Source organism: Bradyrhizobium sp. USDA 3256 (genome assembly GCF_054058275.1).
The window spans coordinates 7,703,848-7,725,033 of sequence record NZ_JBSSAE010000002.1; the positions used below are offsets into that span (position 1 = coordinate 7,703,848).

19 protein-coding genes are annotated in these 21,186 nt (G+C 64.5%); 10 read left to right on the plus strand and 9 right to left on the minus strand.

Annotation, left to right across the window (positions count from 1 at the left end; translation table 11 throughout):
- The first annotated feature begins 2 nt into the window (after positions 1–2).
- The 5 genes from rpsO (at position 3) to ACVWY5_RS38320 (ending at position 4,892) form a co-directional block, all read left to right on the plus strand.
- Positions 3–272, plus strand: coding sequence for a 30S ribosomal protein S15 (gene rpsO, locus ACVWY5_RS38300; protein ID WP_016844725.1), 270 nt, complete (start codon positions 3–5; stop codon positions 270–272).
- A gap of 314 nt (positions 273–586) precedes the next feature.
- Entirely contained in the window at positions 587–2,749 is a 2,163-nt protein-coding gene (pnp, locus tag ACVWY5_RS38305) for a polyribonucleotide nucleotidyltransferase (RefSeq protein WP_028335503.1), read from the plus strand.
- Positions 2,750–2,955: 206 nt separating this feature from the next.
- Positions 2,956–3,690, plus strand: coding sequence for a superoxide dismutase (locus ACVWY5_RS38310; RefSeq protein ID WP_028335502.1), 735 nt, complete (start codon positions 2,956–2,958; stop codon positions 3,688–3,690).
- A 123-nt stretch (positions 3,691–3,813) separates the two neighbouring features.
- Positions 3,814–4,290 (plus strand): GNAT family N-acetyltransferase, encoded by a 477-nt coding sequence (locus ACVWY5_RS38315; protein ID WP_028335501.1) that lies wholly within the window; start codon positions 3,814–3,816, stop codon positions 4,288–4,290.
- Positions 4,287–4,892: a glutathione S-transferase family protein gene (locus ACVWY5_RS38320; RefSeq protein ID WP_028335500.1), complete on the plus strand. Its 606-nt coding sequence runs from the start codon at positions 4,287–4,289 to the stop codon at positions 4,890–4,892. Before ACVWY5_RS38315 ends, ACVWY5_RS38320 begins: the two co-directional genes overlap by 4 nt.
- Before the next feature lie 238 nt (positions 4,893–5,130).
- Here the strand turns inward: ACVWY5_RS38320 and fabV are convergent, their stop codons facing one another.
- The 3 genes from fabV to fabA form a co-directional block, all read right to left on the minus strand.
- Positions 5,131–6,303, minus strand: a complete 1,173-nt coding sequence (fabV, locus tag ACVWY5_RS38325) for an enoyl-ACP reductase FabV (protein ID WP_028335499.1) — start codon at positions 6,301–6,303, stop codon at positions 5,131–5,133.
- Between the two features lie 78 nt (positions 6,304–6,381).
- Complete coding sequence (fabB, locus tag ACVWY5_RS38330) at positions 6,382–7,605, minus strand: beta-ketoacyl-ACP synthase I (RefSeq protein WP_028335498.1); 1,224 nt, start codon at positions 7,603–7,605, stop codon at positions 6,382–6,384.
- A 43-nt stretch (positions 7,606–7,648) separates the two neighbouring features.
- Complete coding sequence (fabA, locus tag ACVWY5_RS38335) at positions 7,649–8,170, minus strand: 3-hydroxyacyl-[acyl-carrier-protein] dehydratase FabA (protein ID WP_016844716.1); 522 nt, start codon at positions 8,168–8,170, stop codon at positions 7,649–7,651.
- Positions 8,171–8,497: 327 nt separating this feature from the next.
- Between fabA and irrA the strand changes: the two genes are divergently transcribed.
- A complete protein-coding gene (gene irrA / locus ACVWY5_RS38340) occupies positions 8,498–8,989 on the plus strand; it encodes an iron response transcriptional regulator IrrA (RefSeq protein WP_026192029.1) in 492 nt (163 codons plus the stop codon).
- A 179-nt stretch (positions 8,990–9,168) separates the two neighbouring features.
- Here the strand turns inward: irrA and ACVWY5_RS38345 are convergent, their stop codons facing one another.
- Positions 9,169–9,693 carry an SH3 domain-containing protein gene (locus tag ACVWY5_RS38345; protein ID WP_430648761.1) on the minus strand — a complete coding sequence of 175 codons (525 nt, stop codon included), beginning with the start codon at positions 9,691–9,693 and terminating at the stop codon, positions 9,169–9,171.
- Between the two features lie 345 nt (positions 9,694–10,038).
- On the opposite strand from ACVWY5_RS38345, the gene ACVWY5_RS38350 reads away from it, so the two are divergent.
- Positions 10,039–11,043 carry a 2-hydroxyacid dehydrogenase gene (locus ACVWY5_RS38350; protein ID WP_028335496.1) on the plus strand — a complete coding sequence of 335 codons (1,005 nt, stop codon included), beginning with the start codon at positions 10,039–10,041 and terminating at the stop codon, positions 11,041–11,043.
- 661 nt (positions 11,044–11,704) lie between these two features.
- Positions 11,705–12,646, plus strand: a complete 942-nt coding sequence (locus ACVWY5_RS38355; protein WP_283089771.1) for an IS110 family RNA-guided transposase — start codon at positions 11,705–11,707, stop codon at positions 12,644–12,646.
- A gap of 45 nt (positions 12,647–12,691) precedes the next feature.
- Here the strand turns inward: ACVWY5_RS38355 and ACVWY5_RS38360 are convergent, their stop codons facing one another.
- Complete coding sequence (locus ACVWY5_RS38360) at positions 12,692–13,603, minus strand: LysR family transcriptional regulator (RefSeq protein WP_028337569.1); 912 nt, start codon at positions 13,601–13,603, stop codon at positions 12,692–12,694.
- 121 nt (positions 13,604–13,724) lie between these two features.
- On the opposite strand from ACVWY5_RS38360, the gene ACVWY5_RS38365 reads away from it, so the two are divergent.
- Positions 13,725–14,732, plus strand: coding sequence for an aldo/keto reductase (locus tag ACVWY5_RS38365; RefSeq protein ID WP_028337568.1), 1,008 nt, complete (start codon positions 13,725–13,727; stop codon positions 14,730–14,732).
- 212 nt (positions 14,733–14,944) lie between these two features.
- Here the strand turns inward: ACVWY5_RS38365 and ACVWY5_RS38370 are convergent, their stop codons facing one another.
- Positions 14,945–15,748 (minus strand): HesA/MoeB/ThiF family protein, encoded by an 804-nt coding sequence (locus ACVWY5_RS38370; RefSeq protein ID WP_028337567.1) that lies wholly within the window; start codon positions 15,746–15,748, stop codon positions 14,945–14,947.
- A gap of 226 nt (positions 15,749–15,974) precedes the next feature.
- Here ACVWY5_RS38370 and ACVWY5_RS38375 point away from each other — a divergent pair, with 226 nt between their 5' ends.
- Positions 15,975–17,348 (plus strand): serine protease, encoded by a 1,374-nt coding sequence (locus ACVWY5_RS38375; protein WP_028337566.1) that lies wholly within the window; start codon positions 15,975–15,977, stop codon positions 17,346–17,348.
- A 495-nt stretch (positions 17,349–17,843) separates the two neighbouring features.
- Here the strand turns inward: ACVWY5_RS38375 and ggt are convergent, their stop codons facing one another.
- The 3 genes from ggt to mutM all read right to left on the minus strand — a co-directional run bounded on the left by ggt (position 17,844) and on the right by mutM (position 21,117).
- Positions 17,844–19,523, minus strand: coding sequence for a gamma-glutamyltransferase (gene ggt / locus ACVWY5_RS38380; RefSeq protein WP_028337565.1), 1,680 nt, complete (start codon positions 19,521–19,523; stop codon positions 17,844–17,846).
- A 123-nt stretch (positions 19,524–19,646) separates the two neighbouring features.
- On the minus strand, positions 19,647–20,210 hold the full coding sequence (locus tag ACVWY5_RS38385) for a GNAT family N-acetyltransferase (protein WP_028337564.1): 564 nt from the start codon (positions 20,208–20,210) through the stop codon (positions 19,647–19,649).
- A 1-nt stretch (position 20,211) separates the two neighbouring features.
- Positions 20,212–21,117: a bifunctional DNA-formamidopyrimidine glycosylase/DNA-(apurinic or apyrimidinic site) lyase gene (gene mutM, locus ACVWY5_RS38390; protein ID WP_028337563.1), complete on the minus strand. Its 906-nt coding sequence runs from the start codon at positions 21,115–21,117 to the stop codon at positions 20,212–20,214.
- Positions 21,118–21,186: the final 69 nt, after the last annotated feature.

Sequence of the window (21,186 nt, forward strand, 5' to 3'; positions counted from 1 at the left end):
CGATGTCGATTACCGCAGAACGCAAAGCGGAAGTCATCAAGACGAATGCCAACAAGGCCGGCGACACCGGCTCGCCCGAGGTTCAGGTCGCGATCCTGTCGGAACGCATCAATAACCTCACCGAGCACTTCAAGAGCCATGTGAAGGACAACCATTCACGCCGCGGCCTCCTGAAGCTCGTGTCGACGCGTCGCTCCCTGCTTGACTACATCAAGCGCAAGGACGAGGCGCGCTACAAGGCGCTGCTCGAAAAGCACAACATCCGTCGTTGATTTGAGAAGCACGCGCGCGAGGGTTCGCGCGCGTTTTCGCATGGTCGTCCGTGAACTCGGGCTTTCGAATTGTCGAAAGATGATCATGCGCAGCATGGCAGTCGCGCCATGCACACTAGCGTCCAGCAGCAATCCGGCCGCTGGACCGGGCAAGATGCCCAGATGACCGAAAGGATGGACGCCATCCGAAATCCAGGGACCATGGCAGGATCGCCGGATGCTGATCGCAACAGCGCATCAGTGTCTCGCCGTCTTGGCATGGTCTTTGTGTTTCAGGGCGCCGTGCTTTCGTGAAACCATGAAAGAAAACCGAAATGTTCAATTCGCATTCCGTCGAAATCGACTGGGGTGGACGTCCCCTCAAACTTGAAACCGGCAAGATCGCCCGCCAGGCCGACGGCGCCGTGATGGCCACATACGGCGAGACCGTGGTGCTTGCCACCGTCGTTGCGGCGAAGGCGCCGCGCGAGGGCGTCGACTTCCTGCCGCTCACGGTCGACTACCAGGAGAAGACCTACGCCGCAGGCCGCATTCCCGGCGGCTATTTCAAGCGCGAAGGCCGTCCGACCGAGAAGGAGACGCTGGTCTCCCGCCTGATCGACCGCCCGATCCGTCCGCTGTTCGTCGACGGCTGGCGCAACGAGACCCAGGTGATCGTCACCGTGCTCTCGCACGACATGGAGAACGATCCGGACATCGTGTCGCTGGTCGCCGCCTCCGCCGCCCTGACGCTGTCGGGCGCACCGTTCAAGGGCCCGATCGGCGCCGCGCGCGTCGGCTTCGCCAATGACGAATACGTGCTCAACCCGACGCTCGACGAGATGACCGAGACCCAGCTCGACCTCGTCGTCGCCGGCACCGCCGACGCCGTGCTGATGGTCGAATCGGAAGCCAAGGAGCTCAACGAGGACGTGATGCTCGGCGCGGTCATGTTCGGCCACCGCCACTTCCAGCCGGTCATCAACGCGATCATCGAGCTCGCCGAGAAGGCCGCCAAGGAGCCGCGCGAAGTCACCACGATCGACAACTCGGAGATCGAGAAGGAGATGCTCGGCATCGCCGAACAGGAGCTCCGCAAGGCCTATGCGATCCCGGTCAAGCAGGAACGCTATGCCGCGGTCGGCGCCGTCAAGGAGAAGGTGCTGGCGCACTTCTTCCCGGAAGGCCAGGAGCCGAAATACGACAAGCTCCGCGTCGCCGGCGTGTTCAAGGAACTGGAAGCCAAGATCGTTCGCTGGAACATCCTTGACACCGGCAAGCGCATCGACGGCCGTGACGCCAAGACCGTGCGCAACATCATCGCCGAAGCCGGCGTGCTGCCGCGCGCCCACGGCTCGGCGCTGTTCACCCGCGGTGAGACCCAGGCGATGGTCGTGACCACGCTCGGCACCGGCGAAGACGAGCAGTACATCGATGCACTGTCGGGGACGTACAAGGAAACGTTCCTGCTGCACTACAACTTCCCGCCCTACTCGGTCGGTGAAACCGGTCGCCTCGGCGGCACCAAGCGCCGCGAAATCGGCCACGGCAAGCTCGCCTGGCGCGCGATCCACCCGGTGCTGCCGCCGCATCACGAGTTCCCGTACACGATCCGCGTGGTCTCCGAGATCACCGAGTCGAACGGCTCGTCCTCGATGGCCTCGGTGTGCGGCGCGTCGCTGTCGCTGATGGACGCCGGCGTGCCGCTGAAGCGGCCGACCGCCGGTATCGCCATGGGCCTGATCCTCGAAGGTCAGCGCTTCGCGGTGCTGTCGGACATCCTCGGTGACGAGGATCATCTCGGCGACATGGACTTCAAGGTCGCCGGCACCGACCACGGCATCACCTCGCTCCAGATGGACATCAAGATCGAGGGCATCACCGAGGAGATCATGAAGGTTGCGCTTGGCCAGGCCAAGGAAGGGCGCATCCACATCCTCGGCGAGATGGCCAAGGCGCTGACCGCGGCGCGCGCCGAGCTCGGCGAATACGCACCGCGCATCGAGACCTTCAAGATCGCCACCGACAAGATCCGCGAAGTGATCGGCACCGGCGGCAAGGTGATCCGCGAGATCGTCGAGAAGACCGGCGCCAAGGTCAACATCGAGGACGACGGCACCGTGAAGGTCGCCTCCAACGATGGCGAGGCGATGAAGGCTGCGATCAAGTGGATCAAGTCGATCGCCTCCGATCCGGAGGTCGGCCAGATCTACGAGGGCACCGTCGTCAAGGTGATGGAGTTCGGCGCGTTCGTGAACTTCTTCGGCGCCAAGGACGGCCTCGTCCACATCAGCCAGCTCGCGACCAACCGCGTGCAGAAGACCTCCGACGTCGTCAAGGAAGGCGACAAGGTCAAGGTCAAGCTGCTCGGCTTCGACGATCGCGGCAAGACCCGCCTGTCGATGAAGGCGGTCGACCAGGAGACCGGCGAGGATCTCGAGGCCAAGCAGAAGACCGAAGCGCCGGCTGCGGCGCCGCGCGAAGCTGCCGGCGAGTAAGCCAGGGCAAATCGATTGTTACCAAATCGACTGTTACGAAAAGGGCGGCCCTGTGGCCGCCCTTTTTGGTTTGCCGAGATCGGACGCAAATCAATCTCCGCTGATCGGCATGCGCGGTTTTGACCCGGCATTGTGACCGGATTCGCTGGAACCCGTTCACAACTCGGGCCTAACATCAGGAAGCTTTCCCAGCACGGAGAACCACGATGTCCTCGATGTCCCGACGCCATTTGATCATCGCAGCAGGCGGCATCGCCGCGGCCGCCGCCGCATCGCGCGCAGCGTTCGCGCAAGCCACGGCGCAGGCTCCAGCCGGACCGTTCAAGATCGATCCGCTGACCTATCCCACCGATGCGCTGGAGCCGCATATCGACGCCAAGACGATGGAAATCCATCACGACCGGCATCACCAGGCCTATGTCACCAACCTCAACAATTTCGCCAAGGACAATCCGCAGATCGCCGAGAAGCCGGTCGTCGAGGTGCTCGCCAATCTCGGCGGCGTGCCGGAGGCGATCCGCACCGGCGTGCGCAACAACATGGGCGGCCATGCCAACCACACGATGTTCTGGCAGATCATGGGACCGAACGGCGGCAAGGCGGACGGCGAGGTGCTCGCCGCGATCGATCGCGACCTCGGCGGCATGGAAAAATTCCAGACCGATTTCAACGCCGCCGGCGGGCGCGTGTTCGGCTCCGGCTGGGTGTTCGTCACTGTGACCAAGGACGGCAAGCTCGCGATCGAGACCAGGCCGAACCAGGACAATCCGATCATGGACGGCAAGCGCGCGCTGCTCGGCAACGACGTCTGGGAGCACGCTTATTATCTGACCTACCAGAACCGTCGGCCGGATTATCTCAAGGCGTGGTGGAATACGGTGAACTGGAAGGCCGTGGACGAGCGCTATGCTGCCGCGAAGGCCGGCACGCTCGGCGTGTGAGCCGCCGGCCTCGCCGGTCGCAAACAACTGCGCTAGAGTTGAAAGCTCCGCGAGGCGATCGCGGGCTTTCACCTTTATGCATCCACAGCGTCACGCCGGCGGCGTCGCACGCGATAGGGAACAATGACGGCGCCGAACATCCGCCCCGCTCGTCCCGACGAACATGACGCGATCGCGCGCGCCTGGATGGACAGCTGGGCTTCGACCGGGCTCTCGCAAGCCAGCGACAGCCTGTTGAACGATCTGCGTATCCGCTTGCCGCGCGAGATCGCTGGTGGCTGGAGCCTGTTCGTCGCCGACGATCGCGGCGCCATCGCCGCCATGCTAGCGCTGCACCTGCCGACCTTGCTGCTCGATCAGCTGATGGTGGTCCCCGCCTATCAGGGCCGGAGCCTGGGACGCGAACTGCTTGCCTTCACGCGCCGGCAGATGCCCGACGAGATCTGGCTGAAATGCGTCCGCGAGAACGAGAAGGCCTGGCGCTGGTACGAGCGCGAAGGCTTTGTGTTCGAGAAGGAAGCGCCCAATCCGGTCACCGGCTTCATGATGAAGCACTATCGGTGGAAGAAAACAAACCGCACATCGGAGGCTAAGCCATGATCAAGCTGTACTGGTCGCCGCGCTCGCGCTCGTTCTCAGCCATCTGGCTGCTGGAGGAATCCGGTCTGCCATACGAACGGGTGCTGACCGACATCAGCACCGGCGCGCAGAAATCGGCAGATTTTCTCAAGATCAACCCGATGGGCAAGGTGCCGGCGTTGACCGACGGCGACGCGCAACTCGCCGAGGCCGCCGCGATCTGCGCCTATATCGCCGACCGCTATCCCGAGACCAAACTCGCGCCGGCAGCGACGGACCCGAAGCGGGCGCGCTATCTGCAGTGGCTGTTTTTTTCGCCGAGTTGCATCGAGCCGGCGCTGATCCAGCTCTTCACCAAGCTCGAGGTGCCGACCAGCACCGCCGCGTGGGGCAGCGCCGCGCAGGTGTTCGACGTGCTCGACGCCGAGCTGCAGAAGGGGCCATGGATCCTCGGCGATCAATTCTCCGCTGCCGACATCGCGATCGGCGCGGGACTGAACTTTGCGGTGCGCGTGTTCAAGATGGTGCCGTCGCGGCCGTCGTTCGAGGCCTATATCGGCCGCTGCGTGGCCCGGCCCGCGTTCCAGCGCGCAGAGAAGATCGCGGCGGGAGGAAGCGCATAGCCCGGAGAAGCCAACGGGTCGCGCGAACGCGCGCCCGATGACAGGCTCCGCGAAATCCGGAACACGTCTTAACCTCCCCTTGAAAAGGGGAGGTCGCTTTGCTCGCCAGAGCAAAGCGGGTGGGGATCCGCTCTCTCCGCAGACAGCATCGTCCGCGGCTGACCCCCATCCCGACCTTCCCCCTTTCAGAGGGAAGGAGAAGACAGGTCTGTGACCTCTCGCGTGATTCCCGAACGGCCTAACCCGGCACGACGCGGGGATCGACGTCCTGCGTGTAGTCAACGCCGTCGATGCCGAAGCCGAACAGGCGGAGGAACTGGCTCTTGTACTCGCCGAGATCGGCCAGTTCGCCGAGCGTCTCGGTGGTGAGCAGCGGCCAGCGCCGCGACACTTCCGTCTGCACCTCGGGCGACAGCTCCCAGTCGTCGACCCGGACGCGCTGCGCGTCATCGAGCGCGACGCCCTTACCGAGCTTCGTCCGGAACAGGCGATCGATCTGCTCGATGCAGCCTTCGTGGAGACCGAGCTGCTTCATCACCTTGAACAGCACCGTGCCATAGAGCGGCACCACCGGAATCGCCGAGCTCGCCTGGGTGACCACGGCCTTCAGCGCGACGACGCGAGCCGCGTCGGCGCCGAGCCGGCCGCGGATCGCTTCCGCCTTGCTGTCGAGATCGACCTTGGCGCGACCGAGCGTGCCGTTCCAGTAGATCGGCCAGGTCAGTTCGCTGCCGATATAGGTGTAGTTGAGCGTCCGGAAGCCCGGCGCCAGCACGCCGGCATCCGCCAACTGGTCGATCCAGCGTTTCCAGTCGTCGCCGCCCATCACCGCGACGGTGGCTGCGGTTTGCTCCTCGCTCGCCGGTTCGAGCGTGGTCTGAAACACCTCGCCGGTCTCGGTGTCGAGCGTCTTGATCTCGACCGGGGCGCCCAGCGGCTTGATCACCGAACGATAGGTCTTGCCGGTGTCGGGATCGGTCCGGACCGGAGCGGCCATGCTGTAGACCAGCAGGTCGAGCTGTCCGAATTTCTCGCGTACGCGCTCGATGAAGGTCGCCTTCAACTCGTCGGAGAAGGCGTCGCCTTCGAGCGTGAGCGGCGAGCGCCCGATCTTCTGGGCCTCGATCTCGAAGGCGCGGTTGTTGTACCAGCCGGCGCTGGCGCTTCTCTTTTCCGACGGCTCGCGCTCCAGCGACACGCCGATCGTATCGGCGCCGCCGGCGAAGGTCGCGACGATGCGGCTCGCGAGGCCATACCCCGTCGAGCAGCCCAGCACGGCAACGCGCTTCGGGCAGTCGGCGGCCGGGCCCTGCTTCAGAACATAGGCGATCTGTTCGCGGACATTCGTGGCGCAGCCGACGGGATGTGCCGTCGTGCAGATGAAGCCTCGCACGCGCGGTTCAATAATCATTCCCACCCCATTCCGGATCGTTGCAATGTTCCCATTCGCTGCCTGCGGACCTCCCTCAGCAAGCGAGGAGAGGCGAAATCACGCGTCAAGCCGCCTGAACACCAGCGTCGCGTTGGTGCCGCCGAAGCCGAACGAGTTCGACAGCACGGTGTTGAGCTTGGCGTTGTCGATGCGCTTGCGCACGATCGGCATGTCGGCAAACACCGGATCGAGTTCGGTGATATGCGCGCTCTCGCAGATGAAGCCGTTGTTCAGCATCAGCAGCGAATAGATCGCTTCCTGCACGCCGGTGGCGCCGAGCGAGTGGCCGGTCAGCGCCTTGGTCGCCGAGATCGGCGGGCACTTGTCGCCGGTGCCGAACACCTTGCGGATCGCCTCGATCTCCGGCGGGTCGCCGGCGGGCGTCGAAGTGGCATGCGGATTGATGTAATCGACCGGCGTGTTCACTGTCGACATCGCCATGCGCATGCAGCGCTCGGCGCCCTCGCCCGACGGCGCCACCATGTCGTAGCCGTCGGAGGTTGCGCCGTAGCCGACGACCTCGCCATAGATCCTGGCGCCGCGCGCCTTGGCATGTTCGAGCTCTTCCAGCACCACGACACCCGCGCCGCCCGCGATGACGAAGCCGTCGCGGTTGAGGTCGTAGGGACGCGAGGCGGTGGCGGGCGTGTCGTTGTATTTCGAGGACATCGCGCCCATGGCGTCGAACAGCACCGACAGCGTCCAGTCGAGTTCCTCGCAGCCGCCGGCGAAGATGATATCCTGCTTGCCGATCTGGATCGTCTCATAGGCGTTGCCGATGCAATGGTTCGACGTCGCGCAGGCGGACGAGATCGAATAGTTCACGCCCTTGATCTTGAACCAGGTCGCGAGCGTCGCCGACGCGGTCGAGGACATGCCCTTCGGCACCGCGAACGGACCGACGCGCTTCGGGCCCTTGGCGCGCGCGATGTCGGCGGCCTCCACCAGCGTGCGCGTCGACGGTCCACCGGATCCCATGATGATGCCGGTGCGGATGTTGGAGACTTCGCTCTCTTCGAGGCCCGAGTCGCGGATTGCCTGTTCCATCGCAACGTGATTCCACGCCGCACCTTCGGCAAGGAACCGCATCGCGCGGCGATCGATCACCTCGGCAGGATTGAGTGTCGGCGCACCGTGCACCTGCGAACGGAAGCCGAGTTCGGCGGCCTTCTCCGCGCGCGAAATGCCCGACTTCGCCTCGTAGAGGCTCGCAAGCACTTCCTGGGTGTTGTTACCGATGGACGAGACAATACCCATCCCCGTGATGACAACCCGCCTCATGTTCGCCTCGCCCTGCCTTTATGTTGCCGCATGATGATCCTGCTCAAGATGGCGCCGTGCCCTGCTTGAACAACCCGACCTTCAAGTCCTTGGCGCGATAGATAATCTCGTCGTCCATGGAAAGCCACCCGTCGGCAATTCCAAGCACGAGCTTTGACCGCATCACGCGCTTGATATCGATGTTGTACACAACCTTGCGCGCGTGCGGCAGCACCTGTCCGGAGAACTTCAGCTCGCCGAGGCCGAGCGCGCGGCCACGACCTTCGCCACCGATCCAGCCAAGGTAAAAGCCGACCATTTGCCACATGGCATCGAGGCCGAGGCAACCCGGCATCACCGGATCGTTCTTGAAATGGCAGCCGAAGAACCAGAGATCCGGTTTCACCTCGAGCTCGGCGCGCACCAGTCCCTTGCCGAACTCGCCGCCATTCTCCGAAATCTCGCTGATGCGATCGAACATGAGCATCGGCGGCAACGGCAACTGGGCGTTGCCGGGACCGAAAAGCTCGCCCCGCCCGCAAGCCAGCAAATCCTCGTATTCGTATCCGCCGCGCCGATCCAGCATCCTCTTTCCACCTCTGATGTCCCGATGAGCGCTTTGCTTGGTCGGACCTTGATCTACCCACGGGAACCGGAATAACCCGTCCCGCATCTTGGCGCTACCTGGGTACGCTACGGCCTGTTATCTCTGCCGAAAGCGCATATGTGGTCCGCGCGCTCTCTAACATAGCGCCAACTGGGCGGCAAAGCGGCATTCGGAGGATAAATGACCGCTTCTCCTTAGGTTTCTACCGCAGCTTGGATTCGTTCTAGTTGCGAAAAACTTGCATCTGATAGGCATCCTTTTTATATTTATGAGGAATATTGCCTGAGTTGGGTGCATAGAGTGGATATGAACGAGGAAGTACCGGCTGTGAATGATGATGCCGTGCACCCGGCTGCCCGGGGCGCTGGGCACCACCCTGCCCTGACTGGCTGTCCGTGGCATGACGTCAACGAAATGTTGCAGTCTGCCGGTCTGCGGCCGACCCGCCAGCGCATGGCGCTGGGCTGGCTGCTGTTCGGCAAGGGTGCCCGCCACCTGACCGCTGAAATGCTGTACGAGGAAGCCACGCTGGCCAAGGTTCCGGTGTCGCTGGCGACCGTCTACAACACCCTGAACCAGCTGACCGATGCCGGGCTGCTGCGCCAGGTCAGCGTCGACGGCACGAAAACCTATTTCGACACCAACGTGTCGACACACCACCACTTCTATCTCGAGCACAATCACGAGCTGGTCGACATTCCCGACCCGAACCTCGTGCTCTCGAAGATGCCCGACGTGCCGGAAGGCTACGAGATTTCCCGCGTCGACATGGTCGTGCGGCTGCGCAAGAAGCGCTGAACCGTCTTACCGTCGATTTGAGTTGTGATGGCCGGGCTCGTCCCGGCCATTGTCGTTTTGCACTTACGTCATTCCGGGGCGATGCGTCACCATCGAACCCGGAATCTCGAGATTCCCCGGTGCGCAATTGCGCACCTGCGGTCTGGTGCTCGCGCACCATCCCGGAATGACGCTGCGCGTCAGTCCACCTTCTCGTCGGCGTAGACGCCCCAGAGGCGCTGCTGCTCGATCCAGCCGTCGAACCCGCTGCCGGTGACCCGGCACCAGTTATTGGCGCATTTCTTCACCTGCGCGACGACGCCGGCCTGCAGGCGCGCCGCGACGGCGCTGGTCGCGTCCGGGCGATCGTACAGCGAGGCCAGATCGTCCTTGTTCTTCATCGTGACGACCGCGGTGCGGCGGCCGGACAGCAGGGAATGATAGACCCAGCCTTCGGCGCCCTCGGAATCGCGCACCCGGCGCCAGTTCTCGAACTCGGCGGTGATTTCGACCGGCAGCCCCGACCGCGTGTAGACCCAGGCGACATCATTGTCCTTGGTCGGGCCGGCCCGGACGTTCACGTGATCCGACTTCAGGCTGACATAGCGCGGGATCGGCAGGCCGCTGGTGGTGGGGCTCAAATCCTTGGCTGAATGTCCGGGCATAACCGACGCACTCAGCATGCTTCCGACCAGCGCCACCAATGAACCGAAACGCCAGACCATCAACTCGTCTCCTGCCGAGATGCCCAACCCGCATTCGGCGAATTGCAACCCAAACCACGCCCGAAGGCCCCTGCGCCCGCGCCCGTTCGCCCCCACACTGCAAGCCCGAGGGGTTCTTGTCTTGGCCCGGCCTTCTGCTAGAGAGGACGGAACGCCTGAGAGCCAGAACACCCGAATTTGCTCGTCGTTTCGCCTTGGCGAAAAGCCGGGGCAAGTATCGGGGAACCCTAGGAAGCGCGAAGGAAACGCCGGGACAGCGCGGCTATCAGCAGTGTCGAACAACCGGGTTAATGAGGCCTCAACGGTTTGCTTTTTGGCACGCCGCGCGCCTCATGAAAGCAGGACATGTCGGTGAAGAAAAAGCCTCTCGTCGTCGTCACCCGCAAGCTGCCGGACTCGATCGAGACCCGGATGCGCGAGCTGTTCGACGCCAGATTGAACCTCGACGACACGCCGATGACGCCGGAGCAGATCGCCGAGGCGGCGCGAACCGCCGACGTGCTGGTGCCGACCGTGACCGACATGATCCGCGAGGACGTGATCAATCAGCCCGACTGCAAGCTAAAGATGATCGCCAATTTCGGCAACGGCGTCGACAATATCGACGTCGCCGCGGCGCATGCCCGCGGCATCACGGTGACCAACACGCCGAAGGTGCTGACCGAGGACACCGCCGACATGACCATGGCGCTGATCCTTGCGGTGCCGCGGCGCCTGATCGAGGGCGCCTCGATCCTGACCGAAGGCAGGCAGCACTGGGCGGGCTGGTCGCCGACCTGGATGCTCGGCCACCGCATCGGCGGCAAACGGCTCGGCATCGTCGGCATGGGCCGCATCGGCCAGGCCGTGGCGCGCCGTGCCCGGGCCTTCGGCCTGCAGATCCACTATCACAACCGCCGCCCGGTGGCGCCCATGATCGCCGAAGAGCTCGGGGCAACCTATTGGGAAAGCCTCGACCAGATGCTGGCGCGGATGGACATCATCTCGGTGAATTGCCCGCACACGCCGGCCACCTATCACCTGCTCTCGGCGCGGCGGCTCAAGCTGATCCGGAAAGAGGCCTATGTCGTCAACACCGCGCGCGGCGAGGTGATCGACGAGGACACGCTGATCAAGCTGATCGAGGCCGGCGATATCGGCGGCGCAGCCCTCGACGTCTATGAGCACGAGCCTGCGGTGAACCCGAAGCTGGTGCGGCTCGCCAAGGCCGGGAAGGTGACGCTGCTGCCGCATATGGGCTCGGCCACCATCGAAGGCCGCGTCGAGATGGGCGAGAAGGTGATCATCAACATCCGAACCTTCCTCGACGCTCACAAGCCGCCGGATCGCGTGCTGCCGAGCATGCTGTGATTTCGTAACCGGGATTACGCCGCGCTCGATACAAGCCACGCAGTTCCAACCTCCCCTTGAAAAGGGGAGGTCGCTTTGCTCGCGAGAGCAAAGCGGGTGGGGATCATCTCTCTCCACGAGCGACGGTGCGTGTGGCTGGACCCCCATCCCGACCTTCCCCCTTTCAGGGGGAAAGGGAAGAGAGATCTGTAGCCCGGATGGAGCGCAGCGAAATCCGGGGCCTGTATCCGCGGACAGACCGCCCCGGATTGCGCTTCGCTCCATCCGGGCTACGGGGCTACGGAACGTGGATAGCCTTAGCCCGCCGTCGTTGGGGCGAGCTGCCAAAATATCGAAAACAACCCCATGCAAAGTTGCCGGGCTACGGGACTGCCGAGCACACTCTGAGACCAACATTCGGTGTCGTCCCTGCGAAAGCAGGGACCCATAACCACCGGTGTTCGTGGTCGGACCGAGCTGGGGCTCCAGCCTTCGCATTTGTGAGAGCTGTGGTTATGGGTCCCTGTGTCTTGGAAGTCTGTCAGGATGGGTTGGGCGGGAAGCCGTTGGGTCCTTGGCGCTTGACGCCGTGAGCCGGCTCGGCCTCCCGCCCGTTCCATTACCAACCTGAACAGTTGCACGAGGCTGCGCCAACAGACCTCGCATCACAGGGACAGGCACCGTGATCATACCCCCTCGTTATGTCGGAATCGACGTCTCCAAGAAGCATCTCGATATCTTTGATGAAGCTGACGGCGTGTCCAGGCGCATCGCCAACGCGGCACAGGCCATCACACAGCAGGTGGCGCGTTGGCGATGCGATGCGCTGGTCGTCTTCGAGGCCACGGGCGCCTATGACCTCGCGCTTCGCGAGGCCCTAAGCCAGGCCGGTGTCCGCTTCGCTCGGATCAATCCGGCTCGAGCTCGCGATTTTGCGCGGGCCAGCGGCCAACTTGCCAAAACCGATCCGATCGATGCACGGATGCTGGCGGCCTTTGGCCGGGTCATGCAGCCGGCAGCCGAGCGGGCCGCCAATCCCGCCCGCAACGCTTTGGCAGGGCTTGCAAAACGGCGGGACCAACTGGTTCTCATGCGCGCGCAGGAGAAGAACCGGCGCAGCGAGGCCGACGACCGCGCCATGGCCGAACGGATCAGTCGGCTCATTGAGGTTCTCGATGGCGAGATCGCCGAGATCGAGGCCGATATCAACGCATTGACCAAGGCCGAGCCGGAGATCGCGGACGATGCGCGGTTGATGCGCTCACTGCCGGGCGTGGGTCCCGTGGCTTGCATGCAGCTGATCGCGAAGATGCCGGAACTTGGACATGTTGGAGCGAAGCAGATCGCCGCGCTCGCGGGCCTTGCCCCCTTCAACGTCGACAGCGGCGCCTTCCGTGGAAAACGCAAGATCGCCGGCGGCCGAAAGCGCGTTCGTGACGCCCTCTATATGGCGGCTCTGAACGCGGTTCGTCGGGCCGATCCATTCAAGGCCTTCTACGCGCGGCTGCGACAGGTCGGCAAACCAGCCAAGCTCGCTCTCATTGCCGTCGCCAGGAAGCTCCTAACGGTCCTCAACGCCATGATGCGCGACAGAAAGCCCTACCTGCAGACCAAGCCGACATAACAGTTGCCGGCTTTCGTCGGGACGACGATGTGGTGACAGCCTGCCCTATCTCTTCCGCCGCGCCTGCTTGCGCCAGTCGGCGACGAACGACACGAAGGCGGCCAGCGCGGGCGGCGGCTGACGGCGGCTCGGATAATAGAGGAACGGTCCGTCGAACGGCGGGCACCAGTCGTCGAGCACGCTGACCAGCGCGCCGGATTTCACGCCGTAGCGGACATACCCCTCGAACGTCGCCCAGTAGCCGACGCCGTCATGGACCGCGCGCAGCGCGAGACCGAGATGGGTCGCGGTCAGCCTGGCCGGCGGCGAAATCTTCACTACGCGGCCGTTCTTCTCGAACTCCCAATCGAACATCACGCCGTTGCTGAAGCGGCTGCGGATGCAGGGGTGCGCCAGCAGATCCTTCGGATGCATCGGCCGGCCGTGCTTTGCGACATACTCACTGGACGCCACGATCGCGTAACGTTGCGGCGCGCCAAGCGGGACCGCGACCATGTCCTGTGCCAGGTGCTCGCCGTAACGCACGCCGGCGTCAAAGCCCTGCGCGACGATGTCCACGAACGCACTCTCCGCGACGACGTCGAGCTCGACCCGCGGATATCTGGCGAGGAACGGCGCGATCATCGGCGCCAGCACGAGATCGACCGCGGGCGGCGGCGCGTTGATGCGCAACCGCCCCGACGGCTCGGCGCGCAGGCCGCGCACCTCGGTGATCGCATCGGCGACGTTGACCATGGCCGGCGCGACACGGGCCAGCAGCAGTTCGCCGGCCTCGGTCAGCGCGACGCTGCGGGTGGTGCGGTTCATCAGGCGGACGCCGAGCCGCTCCTCCATATCGCGCAGGCGCTGGCTGAGGCTGGAGGCCGAGACGCGCTGCTCGAGCGCCGCACGCCGGAAGTTGCGCGTGCGCGCCACCGCCACGAAGGCGTCGAGGTCGCGAAGGTCGAAATCCTGCATTGTTCGATATAGTGAACAAGCCATTCGCGATTGTCCAGCTTATCGGCGAAAGCCGGCCGGCCCATATCACCTCGGCATTTGGCGACGGATTTTCCGCCGCAAACGTTCGAGGAACATCCACATGGACACACGCAAACTCGGCTCAACCGGGCCCACCGTCTCGGCCCTCGGCCTCGGCTGCATGGGCATGTCCGAGGTCTATGGCCCGGCCGACCGCGGCGAGAGCATCGCCACGGTGCATGCGGCGCTCGATGCCGGCATCACGCTGCTGGATACCGGCGACTTCTACGCCATGGGTCACAACGAGATGCTGGTGCAGGAAGCCCTGAAGGACGTCGCGCGCGACCGGCTGCAGATCAGCGTCAAGTTCGGCGCGCTCCGTGGCCCCGCGGGCGAATTCGCCGGAATGGACACCCGGCCGGCCGCGACGAAGAATTTCCTCGCCTATTCGCTGCAACGTCTCGGCACCGACTACATCGACATCTACCGGCCGGCACGTCTCGATCCCAACGTTCCGATCGAGGAGACGATCGGCGGCCTCGCCGATCTGGTGAAGTCCGGCTACATCAGACATATCGGCCTGTCCGAGGTCGGCTCCGACACCATCCGCCGTGCTCATGCCGTGCATCCGATCGTCGATCTCCAGATCGAATACTCGCTGATCGAGCGTGGCATCGAGCGCGATATCCTGACGACCTGCCGCGAGCTTGGCATCGGCATCACAGCCTACGGCGTGCTGGCGCGCGGGCTGATCAGCGGCCACTGGTCGAAGGAGTCCGGCAAGATCGGCAGGGACTACCGGCTGATGACGCCGCGCTTCCAGGGCGCGAACCTCGATGCCAATCTCGCGCTGGTGGAGCAGTTGCGCGCCATTGCCGCCGAGATCGGAGCAACGCCGGCGCAGGTCGCAATCGCCTGGGTCGCGGCGCAGGGCAAGGAGATCGTGCCGCTGGTCGGCGCCCGCACCCGCAACCGTCTCACCGAAGCGCTCGGCGCGACCAAGCTGACGCTGACGCAGGCTCATCTCGCAGCGCTGGCTAAAGCCTTCCCGCCGGATATCGCGGCCGGCACGCGCTATGCGGCCGAGCAGATGGCGCATCTCGACAGCGAGAAGCGGGCCAGCACCTAAAGCATGATCGGGAAAAGTGCGAAGCGGTTTTCCGAAAAGATCATGCTCAAACAAAGAGCTAAGGCGCGATGACGATTCAACCTAATCTCATCGCGCTTTTGAGCGTTTTCGAGCGAAGTGGATACCGGTTCGCGTGAAGAAAACGCGTCACAACAAGAGTCTGGAGTCCCGTTCCGATTCTCTCGGAACGGGAAAGGCTCTAACGACAGCAATCAGGTGCGATGGACGCTGAGGTCAGTGATGGCGGGCCCATCGCCATTGAGCGGGTTCTGCGGATCGCGCGCGTAGCGCAGGGTTTCGAACCGCATCGCGCGCGCATCCACCATCAGGAGGCGACCGACCAGGCCCTCGCCGAATCCGACGATCTCGCGGATCGCCTCCAGCGCCATCATCGACCCCAGCACGCCGGCGAGCGCACCCATCACGCCGGCCTCGGCGCAAGCCGGCACCGTGCCCGGCGGCGGCGCCTCCGGAAACAGGCAGCGATAGGTCGGATTGAATTCGCCGTCCGCATTCTTCTCGTGCGCGCGGATCGTGGTCAGCGAACCGTCGAACTGGCCCAGCGCCGCCGTGATCAGCGGCCGCTTCGCGAGGAAGCAGGCATCGGCGACGAGATAGCGGGTCTCGAAATTGTCGGAGCCGTCGAGCACAAGATCGTAGTTCGCGATCAGCGCCATCGCATTGTCGGCGGTGAGTCGCATCGGATGCGCCTCGAACGTCACATGCGGATTGAGCGCATGGATCTGCGCCGCCGCGCTGTCGACCTTGCGCTTGCCGATATCGGACGTCGCATGGATGATCTGGCGCTGCAAATTGGAGAGCGAGACGATATCGTCATCGATCACGCCGAGCCGGCCGACGCCGGCGGCAGCCAGATACATCAACACAGGCGCGCCGAGGCCGCCAGCGCCGATCACCAGCACCGACGCTTGCTTCAGCGCATTCTGGCCGGGGCCGCCCACCTCGCGCAGCACGATGTGGCGGGCATAGCGTTCAAGTTCGTCGGCAGTCAGCATTGTTCGATCAGTTCCCACATATCGATCCCCTCATGTGAGGAGCGCGAAGCGCGTCTCGAACCATGAGGCCGGGTTCTCTGGCCTCATCCTTCGAGACGCGGCTCTCGCCGCTCCTCAGGATGAGGGTTGACGCACTCCCTGAACCGGAGCGCGGTTGTTGCCGACCAAGCAGATGTGCTTAATTGCCTGGACGTCAATGGTGTCAGTCATTCCCCCCGGATTTGTCATGAGATCGGTGCTTTCGGCAACATTGATGGCCGCCTCCATTACGGTCACAGGGATGGGCATGGCAGAGGCCCAGATGACCCCGCCCTCGACGGCGGGGGCGAAGCCGAAGACCGTGACGACGGTGCCGATACGCCCCGCTTTGCAGAAGCCGGAGGATACCGCTGGCGCGATGACGCAGGCCGAGCGGCTGGCGCTGCAATCCGACCTCGCCTGGGTCGGCGAATATAACGGCGCCATTGCCGGCGACGTCAGCGAGCGCATGGTCAATGCGATCAAGGAATTCCAGAAGAAGCGCGGCGGCAAGCCGACCGGCGTGCTGAACCCGCAGGAGCGCAGCGTGCTCGCCGACACTGCGCGGCGGAAGCAGGAAGGTGTCGGCTGGCGGATCGTCACCGAGCCGGCCACCGGGGCGCGGCTCGGCATTCCCACCAAGCTGGTGCCGCAGCTCACCAGCGATGCCGCCGGGGCCAAATGGACCTCGCCGACCGGCACCGTCCAGGTGCTGCTGACCCGGCGCAAGGAAGCCAGTCCGACCACCGCAAAGCTTGCCGAGCAGGAAAAGAAGGAGCCGGCCGGGCGCACCATCGACTACACCGTGGTGAAGCCGGATTTCTTCGTGCTGTCGGGCATGCAGGGCCTGAAGAAGTTCTATCTGCGCGGCACCCTGAAGGGAGACGAGGTCCGCATCCTCACCATCCTCTATGACCAGGCGATGCAAACCACCATCGAGCCGGTGGTGATCGCGATGTCGAGCGCCTTCAACGCATTTCCGTCCGCCGTGCAGGCCGGTCCGCCGCCGCGCAAGACCGTCGAATATGCCACCGGCGTGGTGGTCAGCGACGACGGTGCCATCGTGACCGATCGCGTGGCGACCGACGATTGCATCGCGCTGACGATCCCGGGCTATGGCAATGCCGATCGGATCGCCGACGACAAGGATCACGATCTCGCGCTGCTGCGCATCTACGGCGCGCGCGGGCTGAAGCCGCTCAATATCGCAGGCCAGGCGACGCAGACCGCGTTCGACATCACCGGGATCGCCGATCCGCAGAGCCAGGGCGGCGGCGCGGCCGCGAGCAGCGTGAAGGCTTCGGTCGCGCAGACCGGCGGCGGCGATCAGGCGCTGTCACCGGCGCCGGCGCTCGGGTTCTCCGGCGCGGCGGCGCTCGACGGCGGCGGCAGGTTTGCCGGCATCGCGGTGCTGAAGCCCGTGATCGTTGCGGGCCCCGCAAACGCGGCGCCGCCGGCGCAGGCCGCGCTGGTGCCGGCCGACACGGTGCGCAGCTTCCTGAAGGCGCACGGCGTCACCGCGTCGGGCGACTCGGCGGACGCCATGGCCGCCGTGGTCCGCGTGATCTGCGTCAGGAAATAATTCAAGCCGTCGCCCGCGCATGCGGGTGATCCGGCAGAGCAGCCCGGGTTCTGTCCATTTCGTCGTCCCGGCGCAGGCCGGGACCCATACGCCGCAGCGGGCGTTGTAGGCGAGACTCGTCGTTTCAGCAGCGCGCAACAATGACGGGCTGTGGTTATGGGTCCCGGCTTTCGCCGGGACGACGATGGGGATGCTCTCGATTCAAGATTTCAAACACGCGGTGTCATCGTCCGCCACCGGGTCGCGCGAACGCGCGCCCGATGACAGGCTACGGCGGACGATCAGGCATTCCAGAGACTCCTGTGATTCACCACGGCTCTTCCCATACGTCGTCCTGGCGAAAGCCAGGACCCATAACCACCGCATTCAGCGATGAAACCGGATCGCGGCCCCGGCGTCGCACAACAATGAGATTTGGGGTAATGGGTCCTGGCTTTCGCCAGGACGACGTTGAGGATGGTTCTCGGTTCAACCTGTCAAACAGCGTAGTCGGCGTCACCTCAACGCAAACCGCACCCCGGCGCGGGCGAGGCCACCGGCAATGCCGACCGGAGTGCCGTCGGCGCGCCAGCAGGCTGCGCCCGACATCGTGCCGTCCGCGTGGAACTGGATCGCGTTCATGCCGCCGGCCACCGTCGGCACGACCTGCACTCTGTGGCCCTTGGCTGATAGCGCGGTGCGGACGGTCTCCGGCACCGCCTGCTCGACCTCCAGCGCATTGCCCTCGGTCCAGACCCGCGGCGCTTCGACCGCCTCCTGCAGGCTCATGCCGTGGTCGATCAGATTGATCAGCGCCTGCATCGCGCTCGGGAAGATGCGCTTGCCGCCGGGCAGGCCGAGTGCGTAAGCGAGCTTGCCGTCGCGCAGCGCCATCATCGGCGACATCGAGGTGGTGACCCGCTTGCCGGCGGCCAGCGACAGCGCGTGCCCCGGCCGCGGATCGAACAGATTCATGTAGTTGTTCGGCACGGTGCCGAGACCGGGGATCAGGATCTTGGCGCCGAACAGATTGTTGATGGTCTGGGTGGTCGCGACCACATTGCCCATCGCATCCGCCGCGGTCATGTGCGTGGTGTGCGCGCTTTCGAGCTGGGTGACGCCGGCGCTCCAGGCTTGTGCAGCGGCGGGATCGATCGCGCGGCGTCGCTCCTCGGCATAGGCCTTCGAGGTCAGCCGCTCCACCGGCACGTTGATATAGGCGGGATCGCCGCTCGCGGCCGCGCGGTCGGCGAAGGCGATCTTCAGCACCTCGGCGAGATAGTGGATCGTCTCGGTCGTGCCGAAGCCGAGCCGCGCAATGTCATAGCCTTCGAGGATGTTGAGCATCTGCGTGATGTGCACGCCCGATGCCGCCGGGGGCGGAGGCCCGAGGATTTCCCAGCCGCGGTAGTCGCAGCGGATCGGCTGCCGCTCGACGGTCTTGTAGGTCGCGAGATCCTGTTGCGCGATGAAGCCGCCGTTCTTCTTCATGTAGTCGACCAGGATGTCGCCGAGCGGCCCCTGGTAGAGCGCGTTGTCGCCATGATCGGCGATGTATTTCAGCGTCTCGGCATATTCCGCCTGCACCACGCGCTCGCCGGGCTTCAGCGGCGTGCCATCAGGCAGATAGATCGCCGAGATCGGCTTGTCCTTCAGCATCTCCTCGGCGCCATCGGTGATGCATTCATGCAAGTAGGGCGTCGCCGCATAGCCGCGCGCGGCGTGCTTGATCGCGGGCTGCATCACGTCGGCAAGACTCATGGTGCCGAAGCGGCGCAGCGTCTCGCACCAGGCCTTCAGCGAGCCCGGCACCGCGACCGCTTTCGGCCCGTTCAAATTCTCGTCGCCGACGGTGTCGAACACGTCGTGCGCCGAACCGGGCTTCGAGGTATAGGTATCCGGCCGCACCGCCTGCGGCACGGTGCTTTGGCCATCGATGAAGCGATGGCTGCCGTCGGCGAGGCGAATATGCGCCATGCCGCCGCCGATGATGCCGACCATCATCGGCTCGACCACGGTCAGCGTGAACAAGGTGGCGATTGCCGCATCGATCGCATTGCCGCCGGCAGCCAGCATCTCGGCGCCCGCGCTCGATGCCAGCGGATGATTGCTCACCACCATGCCGCGGCTGCTGGTGGCCGGTTGCTTCTCGCATTGAAAACTTGTCGCGGCGCGGTCGCGCCAGGCGTCATTCATCGACATGCCGTTCATCGCCATTGTGTTCTCGTTCTTGATGGAGCGATCGGAGCCATGTTCTCCGGCCGCGCGTGCACGGTCAAGGCGCCGCGATTTTCCTCGCGGCGGTATTCGCAGATAAGGTCACGGCTTCGCGCGATCGCGCAACCAGGTCTCGCGCGTCACCTTCCATTTCTCCGCTCTGGATTCGCCGTTATGGTGCGCAAGCTCGACGAAGCCGACGAATTCGGCTCCGGTCTTCTGCTTGACCCGGCGCGAGGCGACATTGGACGGCGCGTTGCAGACATGGAAGTGATCGAGGCCAAGCGTCAGGAAGGCGAAATCGTTCACCGCCGCGATCGCCTCCGTCATCAGGCCCTGATTCCAATACGGCTCGGCGAGCCAGAATCCGCGATTGCCCTTGCGGCCGTCCGCGCGCGGCCGGAAATTGATGTTGCCGATCGCCTCGCCATCGCCGGCACGCAACACCAGCACCCATTGATAGCTTTCCTCGCCGGCCGCGATCTTGTCGAGCTCCCGCCTGATAAAGCTTTCCGCGCCGTCGCCGGGATAAGGCCACGGCACCACCGTGGCGAGAGTCTTGATCACGTTCCAATTGTTGAAGTGACGCTGGATCGCCGCGGCATCCGACAGCGCAAGCGGCCGCAGGATCAGGCGCTGCGTCTCGATGCGCGGGGTCTCGAACATGTTACTTCTGGCACTTCGGGCACCAGAACGTCGAACGGCCGTTCTGGGTGAAACGCCTGACAATACCTTCGCAGCCCGACGTACGGCACGTCTCGCCCTCGCGGTCATAGACCTGGAACGAATGCTGGAAATAACCGAGATCGCCGTTGGTCAATCGATGGTCGCTGATCGAGGAGCCGCCGGCCTTGATCGCCTGGTTGAGCACCGAATGGATCGCGTCGACCAGCCGCCTGGCGTGGTCGGTCGGCTCGCCCCCGGCAACGCCCTTGCGTTGTCCGGACTTGGTCGCAAGCGTCGCGGCCAATCGCCGCGGCGACAGATGCGAACGAAACAGCGCCTCGCAGACATAGATGTTGCCAAGTCCCGCCACCACGCGCTGATCGAGCAGCGCGGCCTTCAGGCTGGTCTTCTTGTTGTGGCAGGAGCGCGCCAGCATCGCGGCGTCGAACTCGTTGCCGAGCGGCTCGGGACCGAGCCCTTTCAGCAGCGGTTCATCCTCGATCGCGTTGCGTGCGATGATCTTCATGTAGCCGAAGCGCCGCGGATCGTTGAAGACGACGGCCGCGCCCGACGACATGTGGAACACGACGTGATCATGCGCGCGATCCTCGCTGCGCGGATGGCGGAATTGCCCCGGCGTCGCCGCGCCGTCCTGCTTCAGCACGCGGAACGAGCCCGACATGCCCAGATGCATCAGCAGCACGTCGCCGGAGTTCAGGTCGGCCATCAGATATTTGGCACGGCGGCCGAGCCCGGTGATGGTCCGGCCCTCGAGCCGGGCGATAAAGTCTTTTTGAAACGGAAACCGCAAATCCTTGCGGCGGGCCTCGGCCTTGAGGATCTTGGACCCCTCCATGGCCGGCTGCAGGCCGCGGCGGACGGTCTCGACTTCGGGTAATTCCGGCATAGCAGGCATTCACCTTTTGGAAGTGACGTGATAGCGCCATTGCGGCCGCCGCGCTATGGTCTGGCTGGA